Source organism: Allopontixanthobacter sediminis (genome assembly GCF_009828115.1).
In the GTDB taxonomy this organism is placed as follows: Bacteria; Pseudomonadota; Alphaproteobacteria; order Sphingomonadales; family Sphingomonadaceae; genus Allopontixanthobacter; species Allopontixanthobacter sediminis.
In genome coordinates this window covers 245,273-262,223 of the sequence record NZ_WTYL01000003.1, presented here as the reverse complement: position 1 = coordinate 262,223, position 16,951 = coordinate 245,273, and the positions used below count along the sequence as shown (strand labels likewise).

The 16,951-nt window shown below is 61.8% G+C and carries 20 protein-coding genes; 11 read left to right on the top strand and 9 right to left on the bottom strand.

The genetic code is table 11. The annotated features are described in order from the left end of the window. Positions 1 to 299: 299 nt before the first annotated feature. The 4 genes from GRI65_RS12055 to GRI65_RS12040 form a co-directional block, all read right to left on the bottom strand. On the bottom strand, positions 300 to 1,106 hold the full coding sequence (locus GRI65_RS12055; protein WP_160756814.1) for an ABC transporter: 807 nt from the start codon (positions 1,104 to 1,106) through the stop codon (positions 300 to 302). After that, a complete protein-coding gene (locus GRI65_RS12050; RefSeq protein WP_232844122.1) occupies positions 1,090 to 1,455 on the bottom strand; it encodes a hypothetical protein in 366 nt (121 codons plus the stop codon). Before GRI65_RS12050 ends, GRI65_RS12055 begins: the two co-directional genes overlap by 17 nt. A 32-nt stretch (positions 1,456 to 1,487) precedes the next feature. Further along, positions 1,488 to 2,498, bottom strand: coding sequence for a cysteine synthase A (locus tag GRI65_RS12045; protein WP_160756813.1), 1,011 nt, complete (start codon positions 2,496 to 2,498; stop codon positions 1,488 to 1,490). 61 nt (positions 2,499 to 2,559) lie between these two features. Then, a complete protein-coding gene (locus GRI65_RS12040; protein ID WP_160756812.1) occupies positions 2,560 to 2,877 on the bottom strand; it encodes a 2Fe-2S iron-sulfur cluster-binding protein in 318 nt (105 codons plus the stop codon). 146 nt (positions 2,878 to 3,023) lie between these two features. On the opposite strand from GRI65_RS12040, the gene GRI65_RS12035 reads away from it, so the two are divergent. The 3 genes from GRI65_RS12035 (at position 3,024) to GRI65_RS12025 (ending at position 6,763) form a co-directional block, all read left to right on the top strand. Beyond that, positions 3,024 to 3,641 (top strand): DNA-3-methyladenine glycosylase family protein, encoded by a 618-nt coding sequence (locus GRI65_RS12035; RefSeq protein ID WP_160756811.1) that lies wholly within the window; start codon positions 3,024 to 3,026, stop codon positions 3,639 to 3,641. 76 nt (positions 3,642 to 3,717) lie between these two features. Then, positions 3,718 to 5,793, top strand: a complete 2,076-nt coding sequence (locus GRI65_RS12030; protein ID WP_160756810.1) for an alpha/beta fold hydrolase — start codon at positions 3,718 to 3,720, stop codon at positions 5,791 to 5,793. A gap of 160 nt (positions 5,794 to 5,953) precedes the next feature. After that, the gene (locus GRI65_RS12025; RefSeq protein ID WP_160756809.1) at positions 5,954 to 6,763 is read left to right on the top strand and encodes an SDR family oxidoreductase; all 810 of its coding nucleotides are present in this window, start codon (positions 5,954 to 5,956) and stop codon (positions 6,761 to 6,763) included. Positions 6,764 to 6,769: 6 nt separating this feature from the next. Here the strand turns inward: GRI65_RS12025 and GRI65_RS12020 are convergent, their stop codons facing one another. Beyond that, complete coding sequence (locus GRI65_RS12020; protein ID WP_160756808.1) at positions 6,770 to 7,060, bottom strand: 4a-hydroxytetrahydrobiopterin dehydratase; 291 nt, start codon at positions 7,058 to 7,060, stop codon at positions 6,770 to 6,772. Between the two features lie 65 nt (positions 7,061 to 7,125). Between GRI65_RS12020 and ccmA the strand changes: the two genes are divergently transcribed. Beyond that, positions 7,126 to 7,716 carry a heme ABC exporter ATP-binding protein CcmA gene (gene ccmA, locus GRI65_RS12015; RefSeq protein ID WP_160756807.1) on the top strand — a complete coding sequence of 197 codons (591 nt, stop codon included), beginning with the start codon at positions 7,126 to 7,128 and terminating at the stop codon, positions 7,714 to 7,716. Then, a complete protein-coding gene (locus GRI65_RS12010; RefSeq protein WP_160756806.1) occupies positions 7,713 to 8,366 on the top strand; it encodes a heme exporter protein CcmB in 654 nt (217 codons plus the stop codon). The genes ccmA and GRI65_RS12010 overlap by 4 nt, the downstream gene beginning before the upstream one ends. 4 nt (positions 8,367 to 8,370) lie before the next feature. Here the strand turns inward: GRI65_RS12010 and map are convergent, their stop codons facing one another. Both map and GRI65_RS12000 read right to left on the bottom strand, forming a co-directional pair. Then, complete coding sequence (gene map, locus GRI65_RS12005) at positions 8,371 to 9,198, bottom strand: type I methionyl aminopeptidase (RefSeq protein ID WP_160756805.1); 828 nt, start codon at positions 9,196 to 9,198, stop codon at positions 8,371 to 8,373. A gap of 39 nt (positions 9,199 to 9,237) precedes the next feature. After that, entirely contained in the window at positions 9,238 to 10,044 is an 807-nt protein-coding gene (locus GRI65_RS12000) for a DUF4163 domain-containing protein (RefSeq protein ID WP_160756804.1), read from the bottom strand. Positions 10,045 to 10,092: 48 nt separating this feature from the next. Here GRI65_RS12000 and GRI65_RS11995 point away from each other — a divergent pair, with 48 nt between their 5' ends. The 5 genes from GRI65_RS11995 to glnA all read left to right on the top strand — a co-directional run bounded on the left by GRI65_RS11995 (position 10,093) and on the right by glnA (position 15,066). Next, complete coding sequence (locus tag GRI65_RS11995) at positions 10,093 to 11,511, top strand: leucyl aminopeptidase family protein (protein WP_160756803.1); 1,419 nt, start codon at positions 10,093 to 10,095, stop codon at positions 11,509 to 11,511. A gap of 79 nt (positions 11,512 to 11,590) precedes the next feature. Beyond that, the gene (locus tag GRI65_RS11990) at positions 11,591 to 11,962 is read left to right on the top strand and encodes a hypothetical protein (protein WP_232844121.1); all 372 of its coding nucleotides are present in this window, start codon (positions 11,591 to 11,593) and stop codon (positions 11,960 to 11,962) included. Then, on the top strand, positions 11,959 to 12,900 hold the full coding sequence (gene argC / locus GRI65_RS11985) for an N-acetyl-gamma-glutamyl-phosphate reductase (protein ID WP_160756802.1): 942 nt from the start codon (positions 11,959 to 11,961) through the stop codon (positions 12,898 to 12,900). Before GRI65_RS11990 ends, argC begins: the two co-directional genes overlap by 4 nt. A gap of 296 nt (positions 12,901 to 13,196) precedes the next feature. Further along, complete coding sequence (locus GRI65_RS11980) at positions 13,197 to 13,535, top strand: P-II family nitrogen regulator (protein ID WP_160756801.1); 339 nt, start codon at positions 13,197 to 13,199, stop codon at positions 13,533 to 13,535. Positions 13,536 to 13,656: 121 nt separating this feature from the next. Then, positions 13,657 to 15,066, top strand: coding sequence for a type I glutamate--ammonia ligase (glnA, locus tag GRI65_RS11975; RefSeq protein ID WP_160756800.1), 1,410 nt, complete (start codon positions 13,657 to 13,659; stop codon positions 15,064 to 15,066). Positions 15,067 to 15,301: 235 nt separating this feature from the next. Here the strand turns inward: glnA and GRI65_RS11970 are convergent, their stop codons facing one another. Both GRI65_RS11970 and GRI65_RS11965 read right to left on the bottom strand, forming a co-directional pair. After that, a complete protein-coding gene (locus tag GRI65_RS11970; protein WP_160756799.1) occupies positions 15,302 to 15,961 on the bottom strand; it encodes an MFS transporter in 660 nt (219 codons plus the stop codon). 2 nt (positions 15,962 to 15,963) lie between these two features. Continuing rightward, positions 15,964 to 16,173, bottom strand: coding sequence for a helix-turn-helix transcriptional regulator (locus tag GRI65_RS11965; protein ID WP_160756798.1), 210 nt, complete (start codon positions 16,171 to 16,173; stop codon positions 15,964 to 15,966). A 164-nt stretch (positions 16,174 to 16,337) separates the two neighbouring features. Between GRI65_RS11965 and GRI65_RS11960 the strand changes: the two genes are divergently transcribed. After that, on the top strand, positions 16,338 to 16,943 hold the full coding sequence (locus GRI65_RS11960) for a lysozyme (protein ID WP_160756797.1): 606 nt from the start codon (positions 16,338 to 16,340) through the stop codon (positions 16,941 to 16,943). The last annotated feature ends 8 nt before the right edge of the window (positions 16,944 to 16,951 follow it).

Genomic DNA, 16,951 nt, shown 5'->3' with positions numbered 1-16,951 from the left:
CGCTCCCACCCGCACGCAATTACGGGTGGCCACCCTGCAATTGCACGGCGCGCACGAGACGATTTGTCCGATGAGCAATGGTATTAACGCGGGCGCGAGGTCGATGGAAGGGAAAATTAGGGTTTTTTACGGGATAACACGGTATCTATCTGAATTTATGATCTTAATTTCGACAATTTTTCTGGTTAAGGGCATTGGATCGGCCCCGAAATACCGTGAGTTTTCCGACATTTCAGGTGGCGTGCGAGAGAGACTCGGAGGATGGAGGATTCGTTTCCCGTATTATCCCCGATCCGGAATCAGCGGTCGGGAAATGCGCGACCGGTCAGCGATTCTAAAGCGGATTCGCGTACGGCTTGGTCACCGTCCTGCTCCAGAACCGCGGCGTCGGCGACAATCAGTGCGCGCCCTTCTCCAATGACGCAATCCGCGACCAAGCCGCCAGCTTCCAGGGTGCAATCGGCAGGTGCTCCGGGCGAGGTTGCGGCAATCCGGAAGCTGCCTGCGAGGCGCGTCGGCAACGGTATGTCACCGAACTGCACCGTCCGTTCACTCTCGTCCTGCTGGTCATCGAACTGCAATTCCAAACCCCAGCGCGAAAGGATCGGGGAAAGCAGGATAACATCCTGAGGCCTGCGGCGGTCTCCGACTGAAAATCGCGAGTGGCCGGTCAGCATAGGATCGGCAAACAGCAAAAGCTGGCCGCCGTCCCGTACCCAGCCATCCAGCGCGACATTCTCCGCGCCGGACAAGGGGCGCGGCTGGGCAAGCATCATGCGCTCTGGTGCTCCGGGAGAGGCAAGCCCCTGGAGTCCGGCCAAGGTATCGAGCGGAACGAGTTCGTATTCCTTTTCCAACGCACCGCGGGCCCAATGCGGCGGGGCATCACCAGCGATCAGTTCTTCGACCCCGGCTGCCTCGCCCCAATAGATCGGCAGGGTGCCCATCAAGGCGAGCGAGCGGCGTTCGGTCGGCGAAGATAAAGCCCGTGCGCCCAGCCCTGCGACAAGGAATGTCAGGGCGATAGCCGCGGCGAAGCGGCGCTGGACAGTCAGGCGCGTGCCGTCAGTCTTGCCCGAAGGCGGGCTGTCAGGGTCGCTGGGCATTGCCCTGCTCCGGCATGATCGCCGGTTCCTGGGTGGGTTGGCTGACCGGTTCGCTCGGGAGGTCGGGTACTACCCCGGCTTCGGCCAGGGGATCGCTTTGGACCGGCTCGGCTTCTTTTGGTGCGACTGTCGCCGCAGCGGCGGGAACCGTTTCCGCCTCGGACATCTGGGCGCGGTCATAGACCACCTGCGCCAGACCGATCAGCAGGACCATCATGCCGAGGCCGGCCAGGCCGATCTGCAATCTCTGGACCGATTCTGCACGGGCGTTGTCGCCCGGCATTGGGAAAACGTCCGAGGCATTGTCCGGTTTGGGTTCCGCCTTGGGGAATATCGAAATCAGCGCCATGGCAGGGTTATAACCCGGGCACGCCGAGACAATCAATCACGCAGCCACGGAAAGGGCTTCAGTCCTTTGCTTTCCAGCCAATCCGCATTGTACAGGCTGGACAGGTAACGGAACCCAGTATCGCACAGGATGGTTGCGACGCGGGGATCCTCCCGCCCGTCGGCAATCAGCTGGCGGCCAAGTTCAATTGCCCCGGCGACATTGATCCCGGAAGAAAGGCCAAGGCACAGACCTTCGTCCTGCAGCAAGCGTTCGACCCAGTGCATCCCTTCCTCGTCCGAGATACGGAACTGGGTGTCGATCGGTGCACCTTCGAGATTGGCGGTGATCCGGCCCTGCCCAATCCCCTCCGCCACCGAACTGCCCTCGGCCTTGAGCTCGCCGTGGGCGTAGTAGTTGTACAGCGCCGCGCCGTGTGGGTCGGTCAGCGCGATGAGGACGTTCTCGTCATGGCTTTTCAGCCCCATGCCGACGCCCGCAATGGTGCCCCCGGTTCCGGCAGCGCAGGTAAAGCCGTCGATCCGGCCGTCCATCTGTGCCCATATCTCCTCCGCCGTACCGTCGATGTGCGCCTTGCGATTGGCGGTGTTGTCGAACTGGTTCGCCCAGACCGCGCCTTCGGTTTCTTCTGCCAGCCGGCGCGAGGTGTGGACGAAATGGCCGGGGTTGGAAAACGGAGCGGCAGGCACCAGCACCAGTTCCGCGCCAAGCGCACGCAAGGTATCCATCTTTTCGCGGCTTTGTGTTTCGGGCATCACGATGATCGTGCGGTAACCCAGCGCGTTGGCGACCAACGCAATGCCGATCCCGGTATTTCCGGCGGTGCCTTCGACAATGGTCCCGCCCGGCTGCAGCGCGCCGCGCGCTTCCGCGTCGCGCACGATATAAAGGGCCGCGCGGTCCTTGACCGACGCACCCGGATTGGCAAATTCGCACTTGCCCCAAATCTCGCAGCCCGCAGCTTCGCTTGGCCCTTGCAGCAGTACGATCGGCGTGTTGCCGATCAGTTCGAGGGAGTCCGATTTTACCGAGGAAAATGTCATCACCACGAGTTAGGCCGCGCCTGCCCCGCCTTCAATGCAATTCCACTTCGGCACCGAGAATTCAATCTTCCGGCGCAATCGTAACCCTCAAACCGTCGAGGTCGGCAGTGAACGGGACCTGGCACGAGAGGCGTGAATTTTCCGTGCGATAGTCGGAACTCTCAAGGAGGTCGTCCTCGTCCTCCGACAATGCCGGCAGCTTGCCGACGAATTCGGGATCGACATGGACGTGACAGGTCGCGCAGGAACAACATCCACCGCAAAGCGCGAGCAATTCGTCGAACCCGTTGTCGCGAATTGCCTCCATCACGGTCAGGCCGTTTTCGACTTCGATGGCGGTTTCTTCTCCAGCACGATTGACGACGATCAGCTTCGGCATGATGGGTGGTTCCTGTTGTTCTGGTCCGTTGGTTTTCGGCTTCCGGGCGGGAGCTAAGGACTGGACGCCGCTTTGGCAATACTGACTTTGTCCGGGCGTGGGACGCAAATGTGGCCGATATCCGGAACCGACGGAGGATTGAAAACGTGGGATTGAGTGCAGAACAGATCCGTCACGGAATCGACCATGTGGCGGCTATCGAACCGGCGTTCGGACGTGCCCTTGCCGCTGCGGATTATCCCGAACCGCGGATCCGGCCAACCGGGTACCAGACCTTGCTCCGCACCATCGTTGGCCAGCAGGTCAGCGTTGCAGCCGCTGCCTCAGTGTGGCGCAAGCTGGAAGCGGAACTGGGGGAAGACATGGATCCGAAGGTGTTGCTGGACAAGGATTTCGATACCTTGCGCGCCTGCGGCCTGTCGCGGCAAAAGCAGGGCTATGCCCGCTCGCTGTGTGAATTGGTGGTCAGCGGCGAGTTGCCGCTCGACAACCTACCGGAGGATGACGAGGAAGCAATCGCGGAACTGGTCAGGATCAAAGGCATCGGCCGCTGGTCCGCAGAAATTTATCTGCTGTTCGCCGAAGGTCGCCCCGATATCTGGCCCGCCGGTGACCTCGCGGTCATGGCCGGGCTGCACAAGATTCTCGGCCTTCCCGAACGACCGAGCGAAAAACAGGCCCGCGCCATTTCCGAAGCCTGGCGCCCACACCGCGGCGCGGTCGCCATTTTCACTTGGCATTGCTACAATAACCCGGCTCTGTAGGTCGTTCGCAGAAAATCTCCCAAATGCCGAAAAATTCTGCTTAAGTGCCGGCAATAACAACTGGGAGTATTTAAACATGAGACCCGCAATTAAGATTTCGCGCCTTCTGGGCGGATGCGCCGTGGCCGCGGTGGCCCTTACCATTACCGCCGCCGCACGCGCTGACCATCACGCAGGAACCCACACCGCCATGACCGACAAGACCGCCGCCGCACCGCTGATCCCGCGCGAGGACCTGTTCGGCAATCCGACCCGGTCGTCGGGTCAGCTCAGCCCCGATGGGCAGTGGCTCAGCTGGCTAGCCCCCAAGGACGGGGTGATGAACGTCTGGATTGCTCCGGCGAACGATCCGTCGACGGCCCGGCCCATGACCGGTTCGACCGACCGGCCGATCCGCCAGTATTTCTGGGCGGGCGATTCCAAGAGCCTGATGTATATCCAGGACAAGGGCGGTGACGAGAATTTCCTGCTGTACGGGATCGACCTTGCGACCGGCAAGGAAACCACGCTGACGCCGTTCGAAAAAACGCGTGTCCAGGTCGTCGGCACATCCTTTGCAAAACCGGACAAGATGCTGGTCGGGGTCAACAACCGCGATGCGCGCTTTCATGACGTCCACCTGCTTGACCTCTCCACCGGCGAATTATCATTGGTGATGGAGAACAACAGCTTTGCCGGCTTCCTCGCCGACGATGAATTGAACCTGCGCATGGCACTGCGCCCGAACGCGTCGGGCGGAATGGATTTCTTCCCGATCTCCGACGGACAGGTGGCGGCCGAGCCAAGCGATTCCACCGCGCTCGCGGATTCGCTGACCACCCAGCCCGCCGGCTTCACCAACGACGGCAAGACGCTGTACTGGATCGACAGCCGAGGACGGAACACCGCGGCACTCATCGCGCAGGACACCGCAACGGGCGAGAAGCGCCTGATCGCGGAGAATGACAAGGCCGACATCGGCGGTGCCATGTCCGACCCGAAGACCGGCGAGTTGGAAGCCTACAGCTTCACTTATCTTACCACCGAATGGACCGCCACCGATCCGGACGTAAAGGCCAGCCTTGAATTCCTCGACAGCAAGCTGGACGGTGAATTCGGGGTCCAGTCCCGGACCAAGGCGGACGACAAATGGATCGTCTGGAACGACCCGCTGACTTCTCCGAGCAAGACCTATCTGTATGACCGGACGGCGGGCACGCTGAACGAATTCTATACCACCCGACCCGAACTGGTCGGCGCTCCGCTGCAGCCGATGCACACGCTGGAGATCACCTCGCGCGATGGCCTTACCCTGCCCAGCTACCTGACCTTGCCGCCCGGCAGCGACAGCAACGCCGACGGTGTCCCCGATGCCCCGGTGCCGATGGTCATGCTGGTCCATGGCGGGCCGTGGGCGCGCGATGGTTTCGGGTTCAATTCCTATCACCAATGGCTCGCCAACCGCGGCTATGCGGTGATGAGCGTCAACTTCCGCGGCTCGACCGGGTTCGGCAAGGAGTTCATCTCTGCCGGCGACCTGGAATGGGGCAAGAAGATGCATGACGATTTGATCGATGCCACCGACTGGGCAGTCAAACAGGGGATTACCCCGGAAGACAAGGTTGCGATCATGGGCGGCTCTTACGGCGGCTACGCGACCCTGGCCGGCCTCGCCTTCACTCCCGAAGAATTCGCGTGCGGAGTGGACATTGTCGGGCCGTCGAACCTCGAAACCCTGCTCAAGACCATCCCTCCGTATTGGGAGCCGCTAATTGCGCAGTTCCACGAACGCATGGGCAACCCCAACACTCCCGAAGGTCTCGCGATGCTGAAGGAACGTTCCCCCCTTTACAGCGCGGACAAGATCACCAAGCCGCTGCTGATCGGCCAAGGCGCAAACGATCCGCGCGTCAACCAGGCAGAAAGTGACCAGATCGTTGCTGCGATGAAGGAAAAGGGCATTCCGGTCACCTACGTTCTCTACCCCGACGAAGGGCACGGCTTTGCCAAACCATCGAACAACATCGCCTTCAGCGCGATCACCGAGAATTTCCTCGCAACATGCCTCGGCGGACGTGCGGAACCGATCGGTGACACGGTCAAGGAATCGACAGCGAAAATTGTTGAAGGCGCCGATTTCGTGCAAGGCCTCGAGGACGCACTCGGGGGCTAGTTGCCACGGGCGAGAGCGGGATATGGGCGCGGCGATTCGGGGAACAAGCAAGTTCTCCGGATCGCCGCGCTACCTTGCATCGGCGAACATCTTGTGTGCTGACAAACGTGTCAGTAGCGGCTACCCGCGGCCACTATAAGTATTACGGGAGCGGGACGGCATGACACAGAAAAAAGCAATTTTCATCACCGGCGGCGGATCCGGCATCGGACGCGCCATCGCGCTGTATTTTGCCGAACGCGGCTGGTTCGTCGGTCTCGGCGATGTCGATGCAGCCGGAATGAAAGAAACCGAGCGGCTGATCGGCAACGGTTTCTGCTACTCCCACAAATTCGACGTCCGCGAGCGCGCGGCATGGGATGAGGCGCTAGGTGCCTTCGCCACCGCTGCGGGCGGGCGGATCGACGTGATGGTCAACAACGCCGGTATCCCGCTGGGCGGTGTGCTGGCGGACAACACCGTCGGCGAGATCGAGCGCTGTCTCGACATCAACCTGAAGGGTGTTCTGTTCGGCGCGCAGGCGGTCTATCCTCATCTCCAGAAGACCGCGCCGGGCAGCTGCCTGCTCAACACATCGAGCGCGGCGGGAATTTACGGCACAGCGGGCAGTTCGGTCTATTCCGCGACCAAGTTCGGGGTGCGGGCAATCACCGAGGCGCTCGACGGCGAATGGGCAGAGGACGGAATCAAGTCACGGTCCCTGATGCCCAGCTTTATCGACACACCGCTGTTGAAACATGCACCCAACGCCGCGACCAACCAGGCAATCGAAACCATCGTGCGGGATGCCGGTCTCGAAATCACCCCAGTGCTGGAAGTGGCGCAGGCGGCGTGGGACGCGGTGCACGGCGAGAAACTGCACACCACCGTGGGCAAGACCGCCAAGCAATTGGCGTTCGGATCACGCTGGATGCCCGAACGCCTGCGCCGACAGATGAAGAACTCCCGCCGTCCTCTGGTGGCCCGATAAAGCGGCCTAAACCAGCTCGTCGATCTGCTTGGCCAGCGCGACATCGCGCTTGGATAGCCCGCCGGCGTCGTGCGTCGTGAGGGTGATTTCGACCTTGTTATAGACGTTGAACCATTCCGGATGGTGGTCCGCCTTTTCCGCCAGGATCGCCGTGCGGGTCATGAACCCGAAGGCTTCGACGAAATCGCCGAACTCGAACTTGCGCTCGATTGCCAGGCCTTCGCGGGAGACCGACCAGTGCGGCAAGGCTTCCATCGCTGCGGCGCGTTCGTCTGCGGTTAGTTGGGCAATTGCCATGGATGTTTTCCCGGTAAAGTTCGTGTGCTTGTTACGCCCGCAGGTTTCACCTATCGCGGCGGAGCATGCAAGCCTGTCATCTTAGCGCGAGCAATCTCGCCTGTCGCCGCGGTGAGCGCTTGCTGTTTCGCGGAGTTGACCTAGCGTTGGAGCCCGGCGAGGCGTGCCATGTTGCGGGGCCCAACGGCATCGGCAAGACGAGCCTGATGCGTATCCTAGCTGGGCTGCTGCGTCCTTTCTCAGGTGAGGTCAACCGGACGGGCAGCGTGGCGCTGCTCGATGAAAGGCCCGCTCTCGATCCCCAGCTTTCGCTCGGAAGCGCGCTCGCGTTCTGGGCTGACCTTGACGGTGTCGCGACGCAGGAACGTGCTGCCTGCACCGGTCATGTCGGCCTGTCCGACTTGCTAGAAGTGCCCGTCCGGTTCCTGTCGACCGGCCAACGGAAGCGGGCGGCACTCGCCCGGATGAAAGGCCAGCAGGCCCCGATCTGGCTGCTCGACGAACCCCTCAACGGTCTCGACACCGCTGGCGTTGCCCTGACGGAGATAATGGTCGCAAATCACTGCGCGGCGGGCGGAATCGCGGTGGTCGCATCGCACCAGCCGATGGCGCTCCCGATGGCAAGTACGCTGCAACTGGCGGAGTTCGTGCCGTGATCGGGCGGCTATTCCTGCGCGATCTCGCGCTGCTGATGCCGGGCGGGAAACGCGGCGGATCGATCCTCCCGCTCCTGTTTTTCCTGGCGGTGGCGATGCTGTATCCTTTTGCCGTCGGGCCGGACGCGCAATTGCTGGCACGGACAGGCGGCGGCGTGATCTGGGTGGCGGCGTTGCTGGCGGCGATCTTGCCGCTCGACCGGCTGGTGGCGCCCGACCTGGAACAGGGCGTGTTCGACCAATTGGCGCTGCGCGGTATTTCGGAAGAGCTGGCGCTGGCGGTTCGGATGGCGGCGCACTGGCTCAGCTTCGCGCCGCTGCTGCTGCTGGCCGCAATTCCCGCCGCGGCGCTGCTTTCGCTGGACGGTGAAACCCTGCGCAAAGTCCTGCTCGGCCTGCTGGCCGGCACTCCGGGACTGGCGGCAATCGGAGTGATGATCGCGGCCCTTACCGCCGGTCTCCGCGGCGGAGCGGCGCTCTCAGGCCTGTTGCTAATCCCGCTAGCTGTCCCGATCCTGATCTTTGGAGCGGGCAGCCTGTCGCGGCCGGATGGCGCCGGGATTGCGCTGGCAGCCGCGATCAGCCTAGTCCTGGTAGCAATGACACCCTTCGCTGCCGGAGCAGCAATCCGCGCCGCGCGCGAAGGATAACGCCTCAGCTATACGGCGGCTTGTCGAGGCCCCGCCGGCTCTTGGTGAAAATTTCCACGCCGGTTTCGGTCACGCCAAGCGAATGCTCGAACTGCGCGGACAGCGACTTGTCCCGGCTTACCGCCGTCCAGCCGTCCTTCAGCACCTTGGCCCACGGCTTGCCCGCGTTGATCATCGGTTCGATGGTGAAGAACATTCCCGGCTTCAGTTCCGGGCCGGTTCCAGCCTTCGCCGCATGGATTACTTCAGGCGCATCATGGAACAACCGGCCAAGACCATGTCCGCAGAATTCGCGCACCGTAGAATAACGATGTTCCCGCGCATGCGCCTCGATCACCGCGCCGATATCGCCTAGCCGCGCGCCAGGTTTGACCTGTTCGATCCCCAGCATCAGGCATTCGTGGGTCACGTCGACCAGCTTTCGCGCTTTCAGAGGGACATCGCCGACAAGGTACATCCGGCTGGTATCGCCGTGCCATCCGTCCAGCAGCGGGGTCACGTCGATGTTGACGATATCGCCGTCCTTCAATGCCTTCTCAGACGGGATGCCGTGGCAGATCACGTGGTTGATCGAAATGCAGCAGCTATGAGTGTAGCCGCGATATCCGAGCGTTGCCGGTACCGCGCCGCCCGCCAGCGTCATTTCGCGCACCGCATCGTCGAGTTCCGCTGTTGTCACGCCCGGCACGACCAGCGGCACCATTGCGTCGAGGATGTCCGCCGCCAGCGCCCCCGCGCGGCGCATTCCCTCGAAACCCTCGGGTCCGTGGAGCTTGATAGTGCCGTCTCGCAGGACGGTGTCGGAACTTTCAATCACTTGATATTCGGTCATCAGGTCCATGTAGCGATGGTTGCCGGAAATTGCGAGAGCCTACCGTGCCGACGAAAAGGCATCGCGAAATTCGGGCTTCACGGCGGCGAATATCTTGGCATCAACCGGCAGGGTCACTTCGTAGCTTCCTTCCGCATAGGAGCCTGCGACGTAAGGGCCGGCGTAGAACCCGACCCGGTCGAACGTGCGGCCGTTCGACGATCCGGGAATGATCGTCAGTTCAGACACGCCGGGGCATTGGCCGAAAGTGCCGGTCGGATCCGGTGCCATGCCGTTCTTCTGCTGCCGCTGGCGGTCGAGTGCTGGGCAATAGGTCTCCGCGACCGCTTCCGTAAGCGCTCCCGGTGAAGTGAACATCTCCACCCCCTCCATGGTCTGGCCTGCCGGCTTGTCCCACACCAGCGATGTGACCCCGTAATTTCCGTGCGCCCCGCCGGTGTAGGTCGCGAATTCATTGGTCAGGCTGAGCCAGTCGGGCAAGTCGGCCACCACTTTCCATTCCGCAGAAAGGCTATGCTGCCGAAAAGGAAAGCCTCCGTCAGCCGCTGCGGTCCGGTCGCTCCGGGCATCGGACTGCATTTCCAATTTGATCTTGTCTGCCCGGCTTTCGATTTCGCGTGCCAGCGTCGGGATCGCGCTGACCTCCGCCGGATAGGCAAACTTGTAGGAAAAAAGGTCCGTCTCCTCCTCGACCGAGACGCCTTCGACAGTTGAGGCGCGGGCTGTGGCAGTTGTGTTCCCCTCGCCTGATTGGCTTGGCTCAACCGGCTCCGCCACGGGAGAACAGGCCGCAAGCGCAACCAAGGCGGCCCCCGCAGAAGCAAGAACAGTCAACTGTCGACTCATGGAAATTCTCCTCGCCCAATTCAGCGCTTGGTGTGTAAAGGCGTTCCCATGAGCAATAAACCCGATTTGATCCAAGCCGACCGCGAACAGGACGCTATCCGCATCCACCTAGTCAACAAAGAGGCCTTTGACAGCTGGGCGAGGACACTGTCCGGCGGACAGCGCGCAGCACTGGCGGCACAGAAGTTCGATGGAAGCGGCTATCAGGTCGGGATCATTCCCGACGGTGACGATTGGTTCGCGGTTGGCGGCGTTGCCAATCCCGATACCCTCTCCAGCTGGTGCCTGGGCAAACTGGCGGAAGAATTGCCGCCGGGCACTTACCGGCTGGCGGATCGGGACCCCGGGCCAGCGATTTTCGGGTGGCAGACCGCTCAATACAGTTTCACCCGCTACAAGTCGGACGCCGAGGAATCCGGCCCGCGTATCCTGCTGTCGAAGCAGGTCGGCGCTATCGACCCTGCCCTTGCCGAAGCCAGGGCCGTCAACATGGTCTGCGATCTGGTCAACACCCCGGCCGAAGATATGGGCCCGGCTGCGCTTGAAGACATAGCCGCCGGTTTGGCCAAGAAATATAGCGCAGAACTGACCGTCACCAAAGGCGACGCACTCGAACGCGAACATCCGATGATCCATGCCGTTGGACGCGCTGCCGCGCGCAGCCACGCGCCCCGGCTGATCGAACTGGTGTGGGGCAAACCCGAGTCTCCGCGGCTGGCGATCGTCGGCAAGGGAGTGTGCTTCGATTCCGGCGGGCTGGACGTCAAATCGTCCGCCGGCATGCTGCTGATGAAGAAGGATATGGGCGGCGCGGCCCATGCGTTGGCTTTGGCCGACCTGATCATGGGCAGCGGCCTGCCGGTCAGGCTTCACCTGCTGGTCCCGGCGGTCGAAAATGCGATTTCCGGCAACGCTTTCCGCCCCGGCGACGTCCTCAGGAGCCGCAAGGGACTGACGGTCGAGATCGGCAACACTGACGCGGAAGGCCGCCTGGTCCTTGGCGATGCCCTGGCCAAGGCGAGCGAGGAATATCCGGAACTGATTATCGATTTCGCGACCTTGACCGGCGCGGCACGGGTTGCCTTGGGTCCGGACTATCCCGCTCTGATGACCCGGCGGGATAATACCGCTAAGGAACTGCTGGATGCAGGCGCCGAATGCGACGATCCGCCGTGGCGGATGCCCCTGCCCGAAGCTTACGCCGAATGGCTGAAATCGGACATTGCCGACATCAACAACTCGCACACCAATTCCTTCGCCGGGGCGAGTGTCGCGGGCCTGTTTCTCGACAAGTTCGTCGGCGACCAGAAAGACGGCACGCCGATTGACTGGGCCCATTTCGACACCTTCGCATGGCGCCCCTTCGCTAAGCCCGGGCGGCCGAAAGGCGGCGCGGCCTATGGGCTTCGCGCGGCCTTCCGCATGCTCCAGCGCCGGTATGGCCGCAACGGTTCCGCACCGGCGTGAAACGGCCCCACGCTTGCCCGCAGCCGTGCAAGGGGCTAAGCGCGCGCAACTCCTCTCGCGGGGCAACGACAGCAATCGAATGGCGGGGCAGATCGATCCGGTGAATATGGTTGGCGATTATGAACTGCCCGAGGGCTTGCTCACCCTTGATGGCCCGGTCGTGCGCCCGGCCCCGGGAACGCTCCCGCTGCGAGGCGACCTGGCCCATATCGCGCTGGCCGACCGCTACCTGGTGGCGCATTACGTCGTCCCGCAATTGTACCGGATCGGCGCTGCGGATGCGGCGCTCAAACTGACTGCAAGCGCAGATGCCAGGACCGTTGCCACATTACCTGCCGGCAGTTCGTTCGAAGTGCTCGACCATGCGGGCGCGTGGTCGTGGGGCTGCGTTGGTCCGGACGGTCCGACGGGCTATGTCCCGACCGCCCAACTCGCCGAACCGGGTTTATGACAACCAGCGTTTTTATCGACGGCGCCGCAGGGACGACCGGCCTTGAAATCCGCCAGCGGCTGGCTGGCCGCGAGGAATTTTCCCTCCTCACCCTGCCCGGCGAACTGCGCAAGGACGCGTCGGCCCGGCGGGAAGCGATCAACGACTGCGACGTTGCGATCTTGTGCCTCCCCGATGACGCCGCGCGCGAAGCGGTGGCGCTGATCGACAACCCCCGCACCAAGGTGATCGACGCCTCCACCGCGCACCGTGTGGCCGAGGGGTGGACCTACGGTTTCCAGGAACTGATCGGGCGTGAACAGATCGCGGCGGCCAAACGTGTTTCCAACCCTGGCTGCTATCCCACCGGGTTCCTCGCGCTGGTCGCACCTCTGATCCGCGCGGGTTTGCTCCCCGCCGACTGGGCGTTCAGCGTTAACGCAGTGTCCGGCTATTCCGGCGGCGGCAACGCGCTCATCGACCGGTTCGCGGCTGACCCGGGCATAGCCTGGCGCGGTTATGGCCTTGGTCTGGGTCACAAGCATTTGGCCGAGATGCAGCGTTATGCCGACCTGGCTCATGAACCGCTGTTCTCGCCCGCAGTGATTGATGCGCACCGCGGTATGGCGGTCGATGTTCCGCTGGCCCTTGGCGCCATGTGCGGAGCCGGTACGGCTGCCGAGATGCACCGCGCACTGAGCGAATTCTATACCGGATCGGCGATCGTCCGCGTGTCACCGCTTGGAAATGCTCCGGATGAATTGTTGCTCCGCAAGGATGCCGCCCCTTCGGACGGGATGGACCTGCACGTTTTCGGCAGTGCGGACGGAACGCAGGCACGGTTGATCGCGAAATTGGACAACCTCGGCAAAGGCGCCAGCGGCGCCGCGGTTCAGTCACTCAACCTGATGTCCGGCCTTCCGGAAGAAACCGGTCTCTCCCTTACAACATCCACCTGATAAACCGAGTGCGACGCGCGCTGCCTCAAAATTAGGCAGAACCCGCCCTTATTTTGGGCAATCTCGAGCGATCCCGCCCCAGCGTGTCTCTGCGCAGACCGCACTTATCCTGTGTGGACCACTGGCAATACGGGCTTTGGCAATCGCGCAGTTTGCGTTACCCCTGAGCTTCCATGCCTTGGCACGATTCTTGGATTACTTTTCTGAATTAGAGAAGGATTGGCACTCGCGAGGCGAAACGTTGGGATACCGGCCCGCCGTGACAGAGCCGGTTTGATGCTTAGGAACTACTTTCAGTGAAAAAAATCGAAGCGATCATCAAGCCGTTCAAACTCGACGAAGTGAAAGAAGCCCTGCACGAGATTGGCGTGTCCGGCATCACCGTCACGGAAGCCAAGGGCTTTGGCCGGCAGAAAGGCCATACCGAACTTTACCGCGGTGCCGAATACGTTGTCGATTTCCTGCCCAAGGTGAAACTGGAGGTCATGGTTTCCGACGATATCGCGGAACGCGTTGTCGAGGCCATCGCCGCAGCGGCCCAAACCGGCCGGATCGGTGACGGCAAGGTATTCGTGTCGAACATCGAAAGCGCGCTGCGTATCCGCACCGGCGAAACAAACGATGATGCGATTTGAGGGGGTGAAGATCCGTTCCGGCGGGTCCGGCACCCCAGCTATCTAGTCAAACCGCGCGGCCCTAAGGGGCGGGCCGAGGCCGGTAACCCATCAAGCCCTGGACGTTCAAGAGGGAATACAAATGGCGACTGCGAAAGAAGTCCTGAAGCAAATCAAGGACGAAGAAATCGAATGGGTGGACCTGCGCTTCACCGACCCCAAGGGCAAATGGCAGCACCTCACGATGGTCGCCGGCGTCCTGGGGGAGGATGAACTCGATGACGGTTTGATGTTCGATGGCTCTTCCATCGAAGGCTGGAAGGTCATCAACGAATCCGACATGATCCTGCGCCCCGACCTCGACCGCGTGTACATTGACCCGTTCAGCGCGACGCCGATGATGATCCTGTTCTGCGATATCGTCGAACCCTCGACCGGCGAACTCTACGGCCGCGATCCGCGCTCGACCGCAAAGCGCGCACAGGCCTATGTAAAGACGACTGGCCTCGGCGATACGATCTATGTCGGCGCGGAAGCCGAGTTCTTCATGTTCGACGATGTCCGCTTTGAAGACGGCTATGCCGCGTCGGGCTTCGCGATCGACGATATCGAGTTGCCGACCAATTCCGGCAAGGAATACGAAAGCGGCAACATGGGCCACCGCCCGCGCGCGAAGGGCGGCTACTTCCCCGTCGCTCCGGTCGATAGCGCCGTCGACATCCGCGGCGAAATGGTCAGCACGATGCTGGAAATGGGCCTGCCCTGCGACAAGCATCACCACGAAGTGGCATCGGCACAGCACGAACTGGGGGTTACCTTCGGAACCTTGCTGGAAACCGCCGACAACATGCAGATTTACAAATATGTGGTCCAGCAGGTTGCGCACGCTTACGGCAAGACGGCCACTTTCATGCCCAAGCCGATCAAGGAAGATAACGGATCGGGCATGCACACCCACATGTCGATCTGGAACGAAGGCAAGAACACCTTCGCCGGTAACGGTTATGCGGGACTGTCGGACACCTGCCTTTATTACATCGGCGGCGTGATCAAGCACGCCAAGGCGCTCAACGCGTTCACCAATCCGACCACCAACAGCTACAAGCGCCTGGTGCCCGGGTTCGAAGCCCCGGTGCTGCTGGCGTATTCGGCCCGCAACCGTTCCGCATCGTGCCGCATTCCTTACGGTGCAGGCGAAAAGGCGAAGCGCGTGGAATTCCGCTTCCCCGATCCGCTCGCCAACCCCTACCTGTCCTCGGCAGCGCTGCTGATGGCCGGGCTCGACGGGATCGCGAACAAGATCCACCCCGGCGAAGCGATGGACAAGAACCTGTACGACTTGCCACCAGCCGAACTGGCCGAAGTGCCGACCGTCTGCGGTTCGCTCCGGGAAGCCCTGGAATCACTTGAAGCCGATCACGACTTCCTGCTCAAGGGTGACGTTTTCTCGAAAGACCAGATCGAAGCCTATATGGAGCTCAAATGGTCGGAAGTGCTGCGCATGGAAACCACCCCGTGCCCGGTCGAATACGACATGTACTATAGCGCCTGAGCAACAGTCTCGGACGAATGCTGCGAAATCGGAGAAAAGTGGCGGCCGGGTACCCCCGGTCGCCACTCTTCGTTTCAAGATCAATGACCGCTCCTGTGCTGCCTTCAGGTTTCTGTACCGCAGGCGAGGAGCTATCGAGCGACACGCTTTTGCAGGATATCACTGTTACAGGCTCGAGGCCTGTGAAAATCACGGCGTGCACAAATCCGTCAGGACCGCTCCGATCCGGACGTTCTCAGCGCGGCATCAGCATCCCGCGGCGGCCGCATACCCAGAATGCCGAAATGAGCATCAGGGCCGCGAACATCGTGATCCAGTCGAGCATGGCAGGACCTGCCGCATAGCCCAGATGGGCCAAAGCCGCCCATCCCCCGCCGAACAGGAACAGCAGGTAAAAGGCCAACGAGGTCGATTCTCGGGAGACCGCCTTCATCAACTCATCCGTCAACCGGGTCTGACGCGCACCGGTAATGAACGAGAACACCATCAGTGCAATTACCCCTGCCAAGGCAAACCCTGGCGGGATCGGACCAATTGGCGCCGCCAAGGCAAGGATCACCAGCACCGCGCCGAATGCGATCATCCCGAGCGCGCTTAGCCCCAACACCTTGCGCTGTTCGCGAAGTTCGTCGGCATCCTCCACATTGAGGAAGCGTGCACCGACGCCGGGATTGATCGCGCCAATTCCTACAAATGCTCCGGTCATCAGATAGAGAATGCCGACCAAACCAGCGATTTCGCGCGAGGCGTTCAGCCTACCGAGCGCTTCGCTATCAACCAGTTGCATGAACCCGGACGCCGCCAGAAAACCGGCAACGCCGCCAATCAGCACCGACGTAATGAGTTTCCGCCACTTGAACGGCGCCTTTGCAATATCTCCGTGTTCCCTGGTCATCATCATTCCCCTTGTGGCTCCCACTCATCGATAAACAAATCTGGCACAGCAGCGCCGAACAGCTTGGCCATTCGCAGCGCGAGCGGCAGGCTGGGATCGTATTTGTCAGTCTCGACCGCGTTGATGGTCTGCCGCGAAACTCCCAGCCGGCGCGCCAGTTCGCCCTGGCTCCAGCCGCTTCCTTCGCGAAATTCCTTGACCCGGTTGAGCATCCAAATTCCCGTTGCAGCTTGTAAAGAGCTCTTTACTGTAAAGAGCTCTTGTCAGTCAAGAGTTCTTTACAAGCTCATGGGGCTACTGCGATGAAATGGTTTTCCTACAGAACACTAACGTGCCTATTGCTCTGACCCTTCCAGTAGATGAGAGGGCAAGCTCCATGGACCGCAAGGTAATTTTCGATTCGGTTCGCGGCATCCTTGGCCGCAAGCTGGTACAAGCGGACGTGGCCAAGCTGGATCAGGCCATCGACCGGGTAGCATCCGTGGAGGCAGACTGCGGCGTCTCTCGGCAAAAGCCTGGAGCCCGGCTAATTTCGCCCGCGGGCGTGGCACTTATCAAGACATTTGAAGGCTGCGCACGGATCCGCCGTGATGGCATGTTCGAGGCCTATCCCGATCCGGGAACTGGCGGCGCGCCTTGGACAATCGGTTGGGGTGCGACCGGCGCGGGCGTCGCTCAAGACACTGTCTGGTCCCAACAAGAATGCGATGACCGCCTCGTCGCCGACCTCCTCCGCTATGCGGCCGATGTCAGTGACGCCTTGGTCGGCGCGCCCACCTCGCAACCACAATTCGATGCGCTGGTATGCTTGCATTACAATACTGGCGCAATCCGCCGGGCCACCCTGGCACGACTACACCGCGCGCAGGATTACCGCGGCGCGCTGGCGGAATTCTCTCGGCGGAACCGTGCTGGCGGACGGGTGATGAAGGGCCTGGTCCGCCGCCGCGCGGAAGAAGCGAAGCTGTACTCCGGAAGCTGAAGCCAGGC